The sequence below is a fragment of the Streptomyces venezuelae genome (assembly GCF_008642315.1).
Taxonomy (GTDB): domain Bacteria; phylum Actinomycetota; class Actinomycetes; order Streptomycetales; family Streptomycetaceae; genus Streptomyces; species Streptomyces venezuelae_D.
In genome coordinates, this window is record NZ_CP029192.1 from 4,476,236 (window position 1) to 4,491,803 (window position 15,568).

Annotated in this window: 11 protein-coding genes and 1 tRNA gene; 1 reads left to right on the forward strand and 11 read right to left on the reverse strand. The window is 68.5% G+C overall.

Annotated features, from left to right (window positions below; genetic code table 11):
* Positions 1-8: 8 nt before the first annotated feature.
* A complete protein-coding gene (locus tag DEJ48_RS19400; protein WP_223832104.1) occupies positions 9-1,235 on the reverse strand; it encodes a hypothetical protein in 1,227 nt (408 codons plus the stop codon).
* Positions 1,236-1,750: 515 nt separating this feature from the next.
* Positions 1,751-1,879: a DLW-39 family protein gene (locus tag DEJ48_RS19405; protein ID WP_003999697.1), complete on the reverse strand. Its 129-nt coding sequence runs from the start codon at positions 1,877-1,879 to the stop codon at positions 1,751-1,753.
* Positions 1,880-2,193: 314 nt separating this feature from the next.
* On the opposite strand from DEJ48_RS19405, the gene DEJ48_RS19410 reads away from it, so the two are divergent.
* A complete protein-coding gene (locus DEJ48_RS19410) occupies positions 2,194-2,523 on the forward strand; it encodes a DUF6344 domain-containing protein (RefSeq protein WP_150217411.1) in 330 nt (109 codons plus the stop codon).
* A gap of 377 nt (positions 2,524-2,900) precedes the next feature.
* Here the strand turns inward: DEJ48_RS19410 and DEJ48_RS19415 are convergent.
* From DEJ48_RS19415 to dnaA, 9 genes are all read right to left on the reverse strand, one after another.
* A tRNA-Ile gene (locus tag DEJ48_RS19415) sits at positions 2,901-2,977 on the reverse strand.
* A gap of 95 nt (positions 2,978-3,072) precedes the next feature.
* The gene (locus tag DEJ48_RS19420) at positions 3,073-3,825 is read right to left on the reverse strand and encodes a DUF3566 domain-containing protein (protein ID WP_150217412.1); all 753 of its coding nucleotides are present in this window, start codon (positions 3,823-3,825) and stop codon (positions 3,073-3,075) included.
* Positions 3,826-3,843: 18 nt separating this feature from the next.
* Complete coding sequence (gyrA, locus tag DEJ48_RS19425) at positions 3,844-6,447, reverse strand: DNA gyrase subunit A (protein WP_150217413.1); 2,604 nt, start codon at positions 6,445-6,447, stop codon at positions 3,844-3,846.
* A gap of 43 nt (positions 6,448-6,490) precedes the next feature.
* The gene (gyrB, locus tag DEJ48_RS19430; protein ID WP_150217414.1) at positions 6,491-8,560 is read right to left on the reverse strand and encodes a DNA topoisomerase (ATP-hydrolyzing) subunit B; all 2,070 of its coding nucleotides are present in this window, start codon (positions 8,558-8,560) and stop codon (positions 6,491-6,493) included.
* A 265-nt stretch (positions 8,561-8,825) separates the two neighbouring features.
* A complete protein-coding gene (locus DEJ48_RS19435; protein ID WP_150217415.1) occupies positions 8,826-9,404 on the reverse strand; it encodes a DUF721 domain-containing protein in 579 nt (192 codons plus the stop codon).
* Entirely contained in the window at positions 9,401-10,522 is a 1,122-nt protein-coding gene (gene recF, locus DEJ48_RS19440) for a DNA replication/repair protein RecF (RefSeq protein ID WP_150217416.1), read from the reverse strand. Before recF ends, DEJ48_RS19435 begins: the two co-directional genes overlap by 4 nt.
* A 78-nt stretch (positions 10,523-10,600) precedes the next feature.
* On the reverse strand, positions 10,601-11,485 hold the full coding sequence (gnd, locus tag DEJ48_RS19445) for a phosphogluconate dehydrogenase (NAD(+)-dependent, decarboxylating) (RefSeq protein ID WP_150217417.1): 885 nt from the start codon (positions 11,483-11,485) through the stop codon (positions 10,601-10,603).
* Between the two features lie 89 nt (positions 11,486-11,574).
* The gene (gene dnaN / locus DEJ48_RS19450) at positions 11,575-12,705 is read right to left on the reverse strand and encodes a DNA polymerase III subunit beta (protein ID WP_150169944.1); all 1,131 of its coding nucleotides are present in this window, start codon (positions 12,703-12,705) and stop codon (positions 11,575-11,577) included.
* Between the two features lie 919 nt (positions 12,706-13,624).
* The gene (gene dnaA / locus DEJ48_RS19460; RefSeq protein WP_150217419.1) at positions 13,625-15,493 is read right to left on the reverse strand and encodes a chromosomal replication initiator protein DnaA; all 1,869 of its coding nucleotides are present in this window, start codon (positions 15,491-15,493) and stop codon (positions 13,625-13,627) included.
* Positions 15,494-15,568: the final 75 nt, after the last annotated feature.

Consider the following 15,568-nt stretch of genomic DNA (forward strand, 5'->3'; position numbering starts at 1 on the left):
CGCGACGGTCAGAACCGCGCAGCGGCCCCCGCCCTCCATCGCGCGATCAGCATCCACACTCCGAGGATGCCGAGCAGAACCACTCCGGTCCCGATCCCGCCGACGGCGATCACCGCCATCAGCTTGTCGTCACGTCCGCCGTCGCCTCCCCCGTCACCGGTACCGGCCGCCGCCGTGTCCCCCCGCTGCGCAGCCTCCGCGTCCCGCTCGGACACCCCGAAGTCGTCCTCGGGCCGAGGCGTGCCCGCATAGGCAGGCCCGGGCCGCGGCGAGCCCTCGACGTCCACCCGCAGCGTCAGGTCCAGCGGCGCATCGCCGAACTTCTCCGCGACATCGGGGCTGAGATGGACCGACACGTAGTACCAGCCGGCGAACCTCATCGCGGTCACCTCGTCGGTGAGGGCGAAACGGTTCTCGTACGCGACCGGTGGCAGCGGCTTCAGGGACGACGACTTCTGCTTGCCGTCGTACGCGGTGTCGGAGTCCTCGACCTGGGCGCGCACCGGATTGTGCAGCGAGGTGACCAACGCGGACGAGACGTACCCCCTGTCCCGGCCGGACCCGGCCCCCGTCGCCCCCGTAGCCCCCGTTCCGACCCCACCCCCGCTCGAACTTCCGCTCGAACTTCCGCTTGAGCTTCCGCTTGAGCTTCCGAGCTCCGCAGAGACGGAGAGCTGCTGCCCCCAGTCGACCGGCACGCGGTAGAAGAGGGTCTCGCCGGGCTTTATGTCGGCCCCCCAGACCCCTTTCTCCAGTCCTCGCGCATCGTTGAAGCTCGTGCCGCCCTCGCGCGGCGTGCGCTCCCCCGAGGGCGGCACGGGGGACGCGGAATCCCACGCCCCTGGCGGCGTCGTCCCACCGCCCGCCCGCAGCGCGGGTTCTGACGCCACGTGGAGTTCCAGATCCCAGTCCTCCCGCGCGGTCGCCGACCGAATCGTCCCCGAGGATCTGGTCCGCTCGACGAGCACGTAATACGTACCTGCGCCCGTACAGCTCTTCTCACCGGGACCGACCCGCCGCGCAGCCGTGGCGGTGATCGGACGCGGGCTCTCCGAAGAGCCGAACCGCGCCTCCTCCGCATCCAGCGGACTGCAGTTGTTGCCGTCGGAGTCCTGGACGGACACCTCGACCCCGTCGGCGTAGGACACCAGCGCGTCGGCCTTCGGGACGGCCGTCGCCGACACGTACGCGTTCTCCGTCGCCTTCAGCTCCAGGCGGTAAAAACGCTGTCCCACGCGCGGGAGGGAGCTTCTGTACGTCCTGCCGGGAGTCAGCCGATGTCCCTCGACATTGCTCGCCGTGCCCTCGACGGTCTCGGCTCCCTCTGCGAAGACGTAGGAAGGGTCCGAGGTTCCAGCGGCAGTGGCTTGCGCGGGGAAAAGCGTGCACAGCGCGGCAGCCACCGCAACGGCTGGAGCGAAACGCCCCAGGCCCGGCCACAGGCTCCGGCCCCGGCTCGCCGTCCCCCAGCACCCGTTCAGCCGCCGCCCCATCACGCGCCACCCCTCGCCGGACCCAGCCGTCCCACCCATCCCGACCGTCCTGCCCCTCCGAAGCCGCGCGGACACCACCACAGACAGGCCACCGACGCAACCGCGCCACCCGCATCACCCTCAGAATTCACAGAAGCAAGCAAGATGTTCGCTAGAGCGAATCAAGAGGGAAGGTCGCCCGGGGCACCCCGCGCCCGGGCAGCACTAAGCCCCGGCCGCAAAAGCGACCGGGGCCTGTGAAGTGACTGTGTCGGTACTCACGAACCCGTGGGCACGGAGTCAGTCGCCTCCGTCCACAGATCCTGCTCGGCGCGATCCGCCTGGATCTGGCGGTACACGAGGAGCCCGCCGATGGCGGCCAGTGCGACCAGGAGAAGCTTCTTCACCGCGCGACCTCGTCTTTCCTTGACGTAGGGGACTTCTGGCGCCCGACTATACACACCGAGCGATATCGATCGGTGACCTGGTTCGGCCTCAACTCCCGCCCCGCGGAGAGCAGTAGAAACGGACCCGGCAGCTCCGCCGGACGCCCCCGTCCACTGTGACTTTCGCCGCTTTGCCCCCTTCTCGGCCCCCTTGGGGCCATCCGGGTGGTGTTCATCTGAACATCGACGCGCCACGAGCGTCGGTCCACCACTCTCGGCCCCGCATACACATCATGAGGAAAGTACGCAAATCGCCCAACCCGAAATGAGGGGCAATGACCGGCAACAAGGCCATGAAGCTCTGGACCACGATCGTCACCGCGTTCCTCGCGCTCTTCGCCGCCATGGGGCTCACCACGACGGCCACGGCCGCCACGGCGGTACAGGAGACCACGAACGCACGCAACGCCACGGTGTGCGCACCCACACCGACGATGGCGCTCTGGTCGGCCGCGTACGAACGGTCCTTGCCCCCGACGATGAAGCAGCGCATCCGCGCCGAGGCCCATGGCTCGTCCCCCAGCTGCCGGCACCTGCCCACGGTGGACACCGAGGCCGAGACTGACGCCACCGCACAAGAGCCAGGCCTCGCCCCGGAGCCGTAACCCCGGGCCCACCCCAGGGTCCACGCCCTGAACCTGAACTTCAGAAGACCCCCGGCCACCACAGGCCGGGGGTCTTCTTGCATGAACACACTTGGGAGAGGCCGGAGCCGAACGCCGGGAGCCGAACGCCGGGAAGCGGGAAGCCGGAAGCGGGAAGCCGGAAGCGGGAAGCCCGAAGCGGAAGGCGGGAGCCGGAAAGCAACCGCACCCCGGGGCCCCGGCCCGGCCCCGGACAGCGGGCGCCACAAGCCAGAAGCCCACAGACGCCGGACACCCTCCCCCCCCCAGCCGCAGGCCACCAGATATCCGACCCCTCAGCTCCCCGGACCCCCAGAAACGCCAAAACCCCCAACCACGATCGGTTGGGGGTTCTGTGCTGGTGGGGCTAACAGGATTTGAACCTGTGGCCTCATCCTTATCAGGGATGCGCTCTAACCAACTGAGCTATAGCCCCGCCGCGCTGCGGTGTGTCCCGCGCGCTGACCTCTGAAGATTAGCGCACCTGGGGGCCAGTCCCAAAATCGATACCCGCGCGCGGGGGAGCGAGGGCTATTCGTCCTCGGCCAGGGTCAGCTCGACGCCGCCCACGAAGCCCGCGGAGAGGTTGTAGATGAAGGCGCCCAGCGTCGCCAGAGCGGTCGCCAGGACGACATCGATGACCGCGATGATCGTCGTGAACATCAGGACGCGCGGCAGCGACAGGAAGGACTGCAGGTCGAAGCCGTTGGACTCGTTCGAGCCCGTGGCCTCGGAGATCGTGCCGCCCACCGTGGAGAAGACGCCCATCGCGTCCATGACCATCCACAGGACGGCCGCCGCGACGATCGTGCAGATGCCGAGTGCGATGGAGAGCAGGAAGCTGACCTTCATGACCGACCACGGGTCGGCCTTGGCCACCCGCAGGCGCGCCTTGCGCGTGCGCGGGGTCGTGCGCGCCCCCGTGCGCGGCCGACGCATCGCGCCCGTCTGGGAACCCTGCTGGTACGCCTGCGGCGGGTGGTAGGGCTGCGAGGGCTGCTGCTGGGGCTGGCGCTCCCCGGGGAGAGCCCCGCTCGCACCGCCCGCGCCACCGCCCTGCTTGCCCTTGTTCTTGCTCTTGCCTTTGCCCTTGCCCGCCGCGTACGCGGTGTCGTACTGGTCGGAAGTCTGACCAGAAGTCCCTGGCCCTCGGGTGTCCGTCACAGTCCCCCCCTGGGATCCATGAGACTCGTCTGAGTCGTGTGCATCAGTGGCGGAGCCACGGGCACCGTCCGTGCCGGTAGTGCCGGTTCGATTTGCCCCGGCGCCCGTGGCTCCGCTCACGATGACTCACTCCTCGCGCTACTCGGCCGAGGAGTCCACGCCCTCGTCCGTACCGGTGGCCGGCTCGGCGGCGTCCGATTCGTCGACGACGATGTCCCCGTCGACTTCCTCGGCCTCGCGCCCGGCCTCGGCGTTACGTGCGATGCCGACGACGGCATCGCGCTTGCCCAGGTTGATCAGTTGGACGCCCATGGTGTCACGGCCCGTCTCCCTGACCTCGTTGACTCGCGTACGAATCACACCGCCGGACAGCGTGATGGCGAGGATCTCGTCGGTCTCCTCGACCACCAGGGCACCGACGAGCTCGCCGCGGTCCTCCACGATCTTGGCGGCCTTGATGCCGAGGCCACCGCGACCCTGAACGCGGTACTCGTCGACGTTGGTTCGCTTTGCGTACCCACCGTCGGTGGCGGTGAACACGAACGTACCTGGACGAACGACATTCATCGAGAGCAGTTCGTCGCCGTCGCGGAAACTCATTCCCTTGACGCCCGAAGTGGCGCGGCCCATCGGGCGCAGCGCGTCGTCCGTTGCGGTGAACCTGATCGACTGGGCCTTCTTGCTGATGAGCAGCAGGTCGTCCTCGGAGGAGACCAGCTCGGCGCCGATCAGCTCGTCGTCCGAACCGTCCTCCGTCTCACGGAGGTTGATGGCGATGACGCCGCCCGAGCGGGGCGAGTCGTAGTCCTTGAGCGGTGTCTTCTTCACGAGGCCGCCCTTGGTGGCGAGCACCAGGTAGGGCACCGCTTCGTAGTCACGGATCGCGAGGATCTCGGCGATCTGCTCGTCCGGCTGGAAGGCGAGGAGGTTCGCGACGTGCTGGCCGCGGGCCTCACGGCCGGCGTCGGGCAGCTCGTACGCCTTCGCGCGGTAGACACGGCCCTTGTTCGTGAAGAACAGCAGCCAGTGGTGTGTCGTCGACACGAAGAAGTGGTCGACGATGTCGTCCTGCTTCAGCTTCGTGCCGCGCACGCCCTTGCCGCCGCGCTTCTGCGAGCGGTAGTCCTCCGTCTTGGTGCGCTTGATGTAGCCACCGCGCGTGATGGTGACGACGATGTCCTCTTCGGCGATCAGGTCCTCCATGGACATGTCGCCGTCGAAGGGCACCAGGGCGGAGCGACGGTCCTCGCCGAACTTGTCGACGATCGCCGCGAGCTCTTCGCTGATGATCTGGCGCTGCTTCTCGGGGGAGGCCAGGATCGCGTTGTACTCGTTGATCTTCGCCTGGAGCTCGTCGTGCTCCGCGACGATCTTCTGGCGCTCCAGGGCCGCGAGGCGGCGCAGCTGCATCTCGAGGATCGCGTTGGCCTGGATCTCGTCGATCGACAGGAGGCCCATCAGGCCCTCGCGAGCGATGTCGACGGTCTGGCTGCCGCGGATGAGCGCGATGACCTCGTCGATGGCATCCAGGGCCTTCAGGAGGCCACGCAGGATGTGCGCACGCTCCTCGGCCTTGCGCAGCCGGAACTTCGTCCGCCGGACGATGACCTCGACCTGGTGCGTCACCCAGTGCCGGATGAACGCGTCCAGCGAGAGGGTGCGCGGCACGCCGTCGACCAGGGCCAGCATGTTGGCGCTGAAGTTCGACTGCAGGTCGGTGTGCTTGTAGAGGTTGTTCAGGACGACCTTGGCGACCGCGTCGCGCTTCAGGACGATGACGAGACGCTGGCCGGTGCGCGAGGACGACTCGTCGCGGACATCGGCGATGCCGCCGACCTTGCCGTCCTTGACCAGGTCGGCGATCTTCTGCGCGAGGTTGTCAGGGTTGGTCTGGTACGGCAGCTCGGTGACGACCAGGCACTGGCGGTTCTGGATCTCCTCGACGGCGACGACCGCGCGCATCGTGATGGAGCCACGGCCCGTGCGGTACGCCTCCTCGATGCCCTTGCGGCCCACCACCAGGGCGCCGGTCGGGAAGTCGGGGCCCTTGATGCGCTCGATGAGGGCGTCGAGGAGCTCCTCGTGGGAGGCCTCGGGGTGTTCGAGGGCCCACTGCGCGCCCGCCGCGACCTCGCGGAGGTTGTGCGGCGGGATGTTGGTGGCCATGCCGACCGCGATGCCCGCCGAGCCGTTGATCAGCAGGTTCGGGAAGCGCGCCGGCAGGACCGTCGGCTCCTGGTTGCGGCCGTCGTAGTTGTCCGTGAAGTCGACGGTCTCCTCGTCGATGTCACGGACCATCTCCATGGCCAGCGGCGCCATCTTGCACTCGGTGTACCGCATGGCGGCCGCCGGGTCGTTGCCCGGGGAACCGAAGTTGCCGTTGGAGTCCACCAGCGGCATCCGCATCGACCACGGCTGGGCGAGGCGCACCAGGGCGTCGTAGATGGAGGAGTCGCCGTGCGGGTGGTACGTACCCATGACGTCGCCGACGACGCGGGCGCACTTGTAGAAGCCCTTTTCGGGGCGGTAGCCGCCGTCGTACATCGCATACAGAACACGACGGTGGACGGGCTTGAGACCGTCCCGCACGTCGGGCAGCGCGCGGGACACGATGACGGACATCGCGTAGTCGAGGTAGGAGCGCTGCATCTCCGTCTCGAGCCCGACGGGCTCGACACGCATGCCCACGCCGGGGACGGCGGGTTCCTCTTCGGGCGTCACAGGGGTGTTCTCGTCGGCCATTGCTGGTCAAAGTCCTTTCGAGGTGCGGCTTGTACGGGCCGACTCAGATGTCGAGGAAGCGAACGTCCTTGGCATTGCGCTGAATGAACGAGCGCCGTGCCTCGACGTCCTCTCCCATCAGCACCGAGAAGAGGTCGTCGGCCTGCGCCGCGTCGTCCAGGGTGACCTGGCCGAGCACGCGGTGTTCCTGGTCCATCGTCGTGACGCGGAGCTCCTCGGCGTTCATCTCGCCGAGACCCTTGAAGCGCTGGACCGAGTCGTCCTTGATGCGCTTGCCGGCCTGGCGGCCGAGCTCCACCAGGGCGTCGCGCTCGCGGTCCGAGTACGCGTACTGGAAGTCGTCCCGCGTCCACTTGATCTTGTAGAGCGGCGGGCGCGACAGGTACACGTGCCCGGCCTCGACCAGCGGCCGCATGAAGCGGAACAGGAACGTCAGGAGCAGCGTGTTGATGTGCTGACCGTCGACGTCGGCGTCCGCCATCAGGATGATCTTGTGATAGCGGAGCTTCTCGATGTCGAAGTCCTCGTGCACGCCCGTGCCGAAGGCCGAGATCAGGGCCTGGACTTCCTGGTTGTGCAGGATCTTGTCGACGCGCGCCTTCTCGACGTTCAGGATCTTGCCTCGGATGGGCAGGATCGCCTGGTACATCGGGTCGCGGCCGGACTTCGCCGAACCACCGGCGGAGTCACCCTCGACGATGAAGATCTCGCACTTCGTCGGGTCGTTCGACTGGCAGTCGGAGAGCTTTCCCGGCAGGGACGCCGTCTCCAGGAGGCCCTTGCGGCGGGTCAGGTCGCGCGCCTTGCGGGCGGCGACACGCGCCGTGGCGGCCTGGATGCCCTTGCGGATGATGTCCGCGGCCTCGTTGGGGTTCCGGTCGAACCAGTCCGTGAGGTGCTCGTGCACGACCTTCTGGACGAAGGTCTTCGCCTCCGTGTTGCCCAGCTTGGTCTTGGTCTGGCCTTCGAACTGGGGCTCGCCCAGCTTCACCGAGATGATCGCGGTCAGGCCCTCGCGGATGTCCTCACCCGTGAGGTTGTCGTCCTTCTCGCGGAGCAGCTTCTTCTCGCGCGCGTACCGGTTGACCAGGCCCGTCAGTGCGGCCCTGAAGCCCTCCTCGTGCGTACCGCCCTCGTGCGTGTGGATGGTGTTCGCGAAGGAGTACACACCTTCGGTGTACTGCGAGTTCCACTGCATGGCGATCTCGGCCGAGAGCATGCGCTCCTTGTCCTCGGCCTCGACGTCGATGACGGTGGGGTGAATGACCTCGCCCTTGCGGGAGTTGAGGTACTTCACGAAGTCGACGATGCCGCCTTCGTAGTGGTACGTGACCGTGCGGGCCTCGGCGGCCTCGTCGTCGGTCGCCTCGGCCGAGTCCGCGCCCGCTGTCGCCTTCGCCGACTCGCGCTCGTCAGTGAGTTTGATCGTCAAACCCTTGTTGAGGAACGCCATCTCCTGGAAACGCCGCGCCAGCGTCTCGAAGGAGTACTCGGTCGTCTCGAAGACGTCCGGGTCGGCCCAGAAGGTGACCGTGGTGCCCGACTCCGCGACCGCCTCGTGCTTGGCGAGCGGAGCCGTGGGCACGCCCAGCTTGAAGTCCTGGGTCCAGCGGTAGCCGTCGCGCTTGATCTCGACCGCGAGCTTGGTCGACAGGGCGTTCACGACGGAGACGCCGACGCCGTGCAGACCACCGGAGACGGCGTAGCCGCCGCCGCCGAACTTGCCGCCCGCGTGGAGAACGGTCAGCACGACCTCGACGGCCGGCTTCTTCTCCACGGGGTGCATGTCGACCGGGATGCCACGGCCGTTGTCGATCACGCGCACGCCGCCGTCGGCGAGGATCGTGACGTCGATCGTGTCCGCGTGCCCCGCGAGGGCCTCGTCCACGGAGTTGTCGACGACCTCCTGCACCAAGTGGTGCAGGCCACGCTCACCGGTCGAGCCGATGTACATGCCGGGTCGCTTGCGGACCGCGTCCAGACCCTCGAGGACGGTGATCGCGCTGGCGTCGTACGAGGGCGGGGCCTCGCCGTTCTCGCCTGCGGCGGTGGACGGGATGTTCTCGTTGGGGTTGCCGGAATCGGCCACGAAGCGCCCTTTCTGGCACAGCACAAGCCAAGCTCCCGGCGGTGGCCGGAGCGGCTGCGTCGTTCAGCGATAGTCAGCGTTGCTCGGTGCGTCCCACAAGTGGGGCGGGATTAGCTTCCAGTCTACCGGTAGCGCTGACAGTGATGGGGGTTTGCCGGTACCTGAGTCCTCATGTGCCGCCCTGAACCGGCCTCGGCCGACTCCCCATATGGGGCCCAGGGCTCCAGAACGCTCACAGCGGCACTCAGCGCTTCGGGACGTCAACCCCCAGCTACCGTCGCCGACGGCCTCAGCCGTAGGTGTCCCCGGGGCCCGTGCTGCCGGGTGCGCGCAAGGGGCCGAAGCGCTGTGCGGGGCCTCCGGGGCCGAGGACCTTGATGAGGCGTACGGTGCCGTGGCCCAGGTCCTCGTTGAGGCGTGCGACGAGCTGTGGGGCCATGAGGCGCAGCTGGGTGGCCCATGCCGTCGAGTCGCACTGCACGGTCAGGACGCGCTCGTCCTCGTCGTACCGCTGGGGGACACAGTGGTTGGCCAGGTCGTCGCCGACGATCTGCGGCCAGCGGCCCATCACACCGCCCACCGCGGCGGGCGTCTCCCAGCCGCGCTCGGTGATCAGACGGTTGATCGCGGAGCCGAGCGGCAGCGGGTCTCGCCCGTCGGAGCGCGCGCCGGACCTCAGTCCTCCGCGCCGGGCCTGCTTCTTCTGCTGCGCGGCATCCCCACGCGCGCGTGCCTGTTCCTTCGCGGCCCGCAGGGCGACCCTGGCGAGGTCGACGCCGGAGGGCTCGGGGGTCTTCGGGGCGGGCGGGTCCGGGGTGCCCGCGGAACCGGCCCCGGAGGCCCCCTCGAAGGGCTCTTCGGAGCTCATACGCGGTCCACCGCGCCGTCCGACACCTCGAACCGCGTGCCGGTGAGCACGCCCGGCACGTCGTCGTCCACGGCGGCGGTGACGAGCACCTGCTCGCCGGGAGCCACCAGCTCCGCGAGCCGCTCCCTGCGGCGGGCGTCCAGCTCCGCGAAGACGTCGTCGAGGACGAGCACCGGCTCGTTGCCCTCGGCCCTGAGCAGGTCGTACGAGGCGAGGCGCAGCGCCAGCGCGTACGACCAGGACTCTCCGTGGCTGGCGTACCCCTTCGCGGGGAGCTGGCCCAGCTTGAGCAGCAGGTCGTCGCGGTGCGGGCCGACCAGGGTGACGCCGCGCTCGATCTCCTGCTTGCGGGCCTCTTCCAAAGCGGCGGTCAGCTGCTCGTAGAGAGCCTCGCGCGTGTGGCCGTCACCGGGCGCCGAGGGCTTGTACTCCAGGGAGACCGGGCCGCCACCGGGTGCCAGCTGCTCGTACGCCTTGTCGGCCAGCGGCTGCAGTGCGGAGATCAGGTCGAGCCGCTGGGCGAGCAGCTCGGCTCCCGCGCGGGCGAGGTGCTGGTCCCAGACGTCGAGTGTGGACAGGTCCATGGAGCGGCCGCCGTGACGACGGGCGAGGGCCGCCGACTTCAGGAGGGTGTTGCGCTGCTTGAGGACCCGGTCGTAGTCGGAGCGCACCCCGGCCATGCGGGGGGAGCGCGCGGTGATCAGCTCGTCGAGGAAACGGCGCCGCTCACCGGGGTCACCCTTGATCAGCGCCAAGTCCTCGGGCGCGAACAGCACCGTCCGCACGATGCCCAGCACGTCACGGGGCCTGACCTGCGAGGACCTGTTGATACGGGCACGGTTGGCCTTGCCGGGATTGAGTTCGAGCTCGACCAGCTGCCGGCGCTCGCCCTGGCGGACCTGGGCCCTGATGACGGCGCGCTCGGCGCCCATCCGCACCAGCGGGGCGTCCGAGGAGACGCGGTGGCTGCCGAGCGTGGCGAGGTAGCCGACGGCTTCGACGAGGTTGGTCTTGCCCTGCCCGTTCGGGCCCACGAACGCGGTGACGCCCGGATCGAGAGGGACCTCGACCCGGGCGTACGAGCGGAAGTCGGCCAGCGACAGATGCGTGACGTGCATGGTGTGCGCCGACCTCCCCGGCCTACTTCTCTTGCTGAGGCCTGTGCACAACCGCCGAGGTCGCGCACAGGCTGTGGATCAGTGCTCGCTCTTGGACTCCACCGCGTGGCCACCGAACTGGTTGCGCAGCGCGGCGATCATCTTCATCTGCGGGGAGTCGTCCTGACGGGAGGCGAACCGCGCGAAGAGCGAGGCCGTGATCGCGGGCAGCGGCACGGCGTTGTCGATGGCGGCCTCGACCGTCCAGCGGCCCTCTCCGGAGTCCTGCGCGAAGCCGCGCAGCTTCTCCAGGTGCTCGTCGTCGTCCAGCGCGTTGACCGCGAGGTCGAGCAGCCAGGAACGGATGACCGTGCCCTCCTGCCAGGAGCGGAAGACCTCACGGACGTCCGTGACCGAGTCGACCTTCTCCAGGAGCTCCCAGCCCTCGGCGTAGGCCTGCATCATCGCGTACTCGATGCCGTTGTGGACCATCTTCGCGAAGTGCCCTGCGCCGACCTTGCCCGCGTGGACGGAGCCGAAGTCACCCTCCGGCTTCAGGGCGTCGAAGACGGGCTGCACCTTGGCGACGTCGTCCTTGTCGCCGCCGTACATCAGCGCGTAGCCGTTCTGGAGGCCCCAGACGCCGCCGGAGACGCCGCAGTCGACGAAGCCGATGCCCTTGGCCTTCAGCTCCTCGGCGTGCTTCTCGTCGTCCGTCCAGCGGGAGTTGCCGCCGTCCACGACGATGTCGCCGGGCTCAAGCAGTTCGCCCAGCTCATCGATGGTGGCCTGGGTCGCGGCCCCGGCCGGGACCATCACCCACACCACGCGCGGGCCCTTGAGCTTGCCCACAAGCGCTTCGAGGCTGGGGACATCCGCGAGATCCGGGTTGCGGTCGTATCCGATGACGGTGTGACCTGCGCGGCGGATGCGCTCGCGCATGTTGCCGCCCATCTTGCCGAGGCCGACGAGACCGAGCTCCATCAGAGGTTCCTTCACTAGCGAGGTGGCGTTACGGCACTTTCGTACCTGCGTCCGAGCCTACGCCCGGACGCACGCACACACCTGTGGGCTCAGCCGCTCAGACGTACGGGCATGATCAGGTACTTGTACGCCTCGTCCGCCTCGGCGTCGACGGCCGGCTTGCCGCTCAGCAGAGCGGGCTTCGTCGACGTGGTGAACGACAGCTGGGCGACCGGCGAGTCGATCGCGCTGAGGCCGTCGAGCAGGAACGTCGGGTTGAAGGCGATCGAGATGTCGTCGCCGTCCAGCTGGGCGTCGACCCTTTCCACAGCCTGTGCGTCGTCGCTGGAGCCCGCCTCCAGGATCAGCACACCCTGCTCGAAGCTGAGCCGCACCGGCGTGTTCCGCTCCGCGACCAGGGCGACACGCTTGACGGCCTCCACGAAGGGGGCGGTCTCGATCACGGCCACCGAGTTGAACTCGGTCGGGAACAGCGTGCGGTACTTCGGCAGGTCGCCCTCGAGGAGACGCGTGGTCGTACGCCGACCGGCGCCCTCGAAGCCGATCAGGCCCTCACCGGCACCCGAGCCGGACAGCGCCAGCGTGACCGTGTCGCCGCTCGTGAGCGCCTTGGCGGTGTCCAGGAGCGTCTTGGCGGGCACCAGGGCCACAGCGGACGCCTCGGGGTTCTCCGGCTTCCACAGGAACTCGCGGACCGCGAAGCGGTAGCGGTCGGTGGAGGCCAGGGTGACCGTGTCGCCCTCGATCTCGATGCGGACACCGGTCAGCACGGGCAGCGTGTCGTCGCGTCCCGCGGCGATGGCCACCTGAGAAGCGGCAGAAGCGAAGACCTCGCCCGGGACGGTGCCCGTGGCGGTCGGCATCTGCGGCAGTGCGGGGTACTCCTCCACAGGGAGGGTGTGGAGTGTGAACCGCGAGGAGCCACAGACCACCGTCGCCCGTACACCGTCTGTGGAGATCTCCACCGGGCGGTTGGGGAGCGCGCGGCAGATGTCCGCGAGCAGACGGCCCGAGACGAGGACCGTGCCCTCCTCGTCGATCTCCGCGTCCACCGAGACGCGCGCCGAGACCTCGTAGTCGAAGCTCGACAGGCTCAGTGCGCCTTCCTCGGCCTTCAGCAGCAGGCCCGCGAGGACGGGCGCGGGCGGCCGGGCCGGGAGGCTGCGCGCCGCCCAGGCCACTGCCTCCGCGAGTACGTCGCGTTCAACCCGGATCTTCACCTAAGCCGCCTCCTGCTGTTGCTGGCTGCTCTCGCCCGCTGGGCCTGTGGCCCTCGTCGTCTGACTCGGTGTCTCTCAGCCATGCCGTGGGAAGGACACCGGGGACCAGTCTGACGCACCGCACTGACAGTCGGTGCCTGTCGGGGTCAAGTCGTGCCGAGAGGTGTCGGAGCTCCGGAGCGAGAGTTGTGCACAGCCCCAGCTTCGAAACCATTTCCCCGGTCTCTCTAGTTGGGAGTAGTAGTAGGGGCTGTGGAAACCGTGGATAACAGCGAAAGCGCTGGTCAGGACCGGTTTTTTATCCACTGACCCTGTGGGCGACACCCGTGGACAACCCGGTGTTTCTGTGGACGGGCGAAAGTTCTGCACACCCGGTGCACAGGCAGGGGCCACTTCTCCCCAGCGCTGTCCCCAGCTTTACCCAGCTTCCCCACAGGCCAATCGACCACCTTGGTGTGACGCCTTTCACTCGACACGGTGAGAGGGCGCGTTGCGTTGCCGAACAGTGGACAGCCGTGTGGAGAAGCTGGGGAAAGCTGGGGACAACACGCGCTGCCCTGTGGGCCGCCGGTGGACAACTTCGTGCACAGCCTGTGGACGAAGTTTTTCTCCACAGTCTGTGGACAGTCTTCGTCCACGAATCCACAGCCCCCTGACCTGGCCTGATGATCTCTCAGCAGGGTCCCCTGTGGACAGCGTCTGGACAACTTCCCGGTCCCCAGGGTGTGGAAGGGAAAAAGTCGCCCAATCTGTGGAGAACAGCCGCCTGAGCTGGGGAAATCGAACAGCTACGACACGCTCGCGCGCGTGCGAGCCGCGTAGGACGGCCGCCGCGAGCGCGTGCCGATGCTGAAAGAGCGCCAAAAAGGCGCCCCAGGAGGAGTCCTGGAGCGCCCTCAGCGTCGTTCTACGGAGGCTGTCAGCCGTTCTTGATGCGGTTGGTGAGCTCGGTTACCTGGTTGTAGATGGAGCGCCGCTCGGCCATCAGCGCGCGGATCTTGCGGTCCGCGTGCATCACGGTCGTGTGGTCGCGGCCGCCGAACTGCGCGCCGATCTTCGGCAGGGACAGGTCGGTCAGCTCCCTGCACAGATACATGGCGATCTGCCGGGCCGTCACCAGGACGCGGCTGCGCGAGGATCCGCACAGGTCGTCCACCGTGAGACCGAAGTAGTCGGCCGTGGCCGCCATGATGGCCGGCGCGGTGATCTCCGGAGCCGCGTCCTCCCCGCCCGGGATCAGGTCCTTGAGGACGATCTCGGTGAGCCCCAGATCCACGGGCTGCCGATTGAGCGAGGCGAAGGCGGTCACCCGGATCAGCGCGCCCTCCAGCTCACGGATGTTCCGCGAGATGCGCGACGCGATGAACTCGAGCACCTCCGGCGGGGCGTTCAGCTGCTCCTGTACCGCCTTCTTACGAAGGATGGCGATACGCGTCTCCAGCTCCGGCGGCTGGACGTCGGTGATCAGTCCCCACTCGAAGCGGTTGCGCAGCCGGTCCTCCAGCGTGACCAGCTGCTTGGGCGGCCGGTCACTGGAGAGGACGATCTGCTTGTTCGCGTTGTGGAGCGTATTGAAGGTGTGGAAGAACTCCTCCTGCGTCGACTCCTTGTCCGCGAGGAACTGGATGTCGTCGACGAGCAGAATGTCCATCTCGCGGTAGCGCTTGCGGAAGCTGTCGCCCTTGCCGTCGCGGATGGAGTTGATGAACTCGTTGGTGAACTCCTCCGAGCTCACGTACCGCACGCGCGTGCCGGGATAGAGGCTGCGGGCGTAGTGCCCGATCGCGTGCAGGAGGTGCGTCTTGCCGAGCCCCGACTCCCCGTAGATGAAGAGGGGGTTGTACGCCTTCGCCGGCGCCTCGGCGACCGCGACCGCGGCCGCGTGGGCGAAACGGTTCGACGCCCCGATGACGAAGGTGTCGAAGAGGTACTTCGGGTTCAGGCGCGCGGTGGGCTCGCCCGGGCCCGTCGCGGGCGCCGGCTGCGCGGCCAGCGGGCCGGGGGCGCCGCTCGACGAGGTGGGGCCGACCGGCCCGCCCCTGTGCACGCCGTGGCCGCCGTGCCCGCCGCCCCGGGGGCCGCCGTGCTGATCGGACATGTCATGACGCTCACGCCGGTCCTGCGGCTCGGAGCGCTGCTGCTCGTACGGCGAGCGCTCCTGTGGCGGCTGCGAGCGGTAGTCGTGCTGCGGCTGCTGCACCGGCGTCGCGTACGGGTCGCGCTCGGGGAAGCCGAGCCGCTGCTGCTGCCAGCCGTAGTCGTCCTGGTGCTGCGGCCAGGCGCCGGGGGCCGGGCGCTGGTAGTCCGGGTAGGCGGGGCGCGCGGTCGGCATCTGGTCGGGCCGGGAGCCGCCCTGGTGCTCGTCCGAGGAGCGCCGTCCGTAGCTCTCGTACGTGTCGCGTCCCTGCCCCGAAGGGGGCAGCTCAGGCTCTTCGTAGCGGTGCTGCTGGTGGGACGGCTGCTGCGGGGCCTGCTGATGCTGGACGGGAGGGGCCGGAGGGCCCGGCTCGCCCACGGAGTCGTCGACCGTGATGGCGATCCGGATCGGGCGCCCGCACTCCCGGCTCAGGGTCTCGCTGACCACCGGCGCGAGACGGCCTTCCAGTACGCCCTTGGCGAATTCGTTCGGGACGGCGAGCAGGGCGGTGTCCGCGACGAGCGCCAAGGGCTGGCAGCTCCGGAGCCACCGCTCGTCCTTCGCCTCCACGCCCTGTCCGCGGCCCTCACCCAGCAGATGTTCCAGAACTCGTGGCCACACTGCGGCAAGATCGGCAGGTACGTCAGCCACAGGGCACGCTCTCTCACGGGGTCCCACGAACGTGTGGTTCCTGGGACGGAAATCGGTATGGGGAGAAGGAAGGGA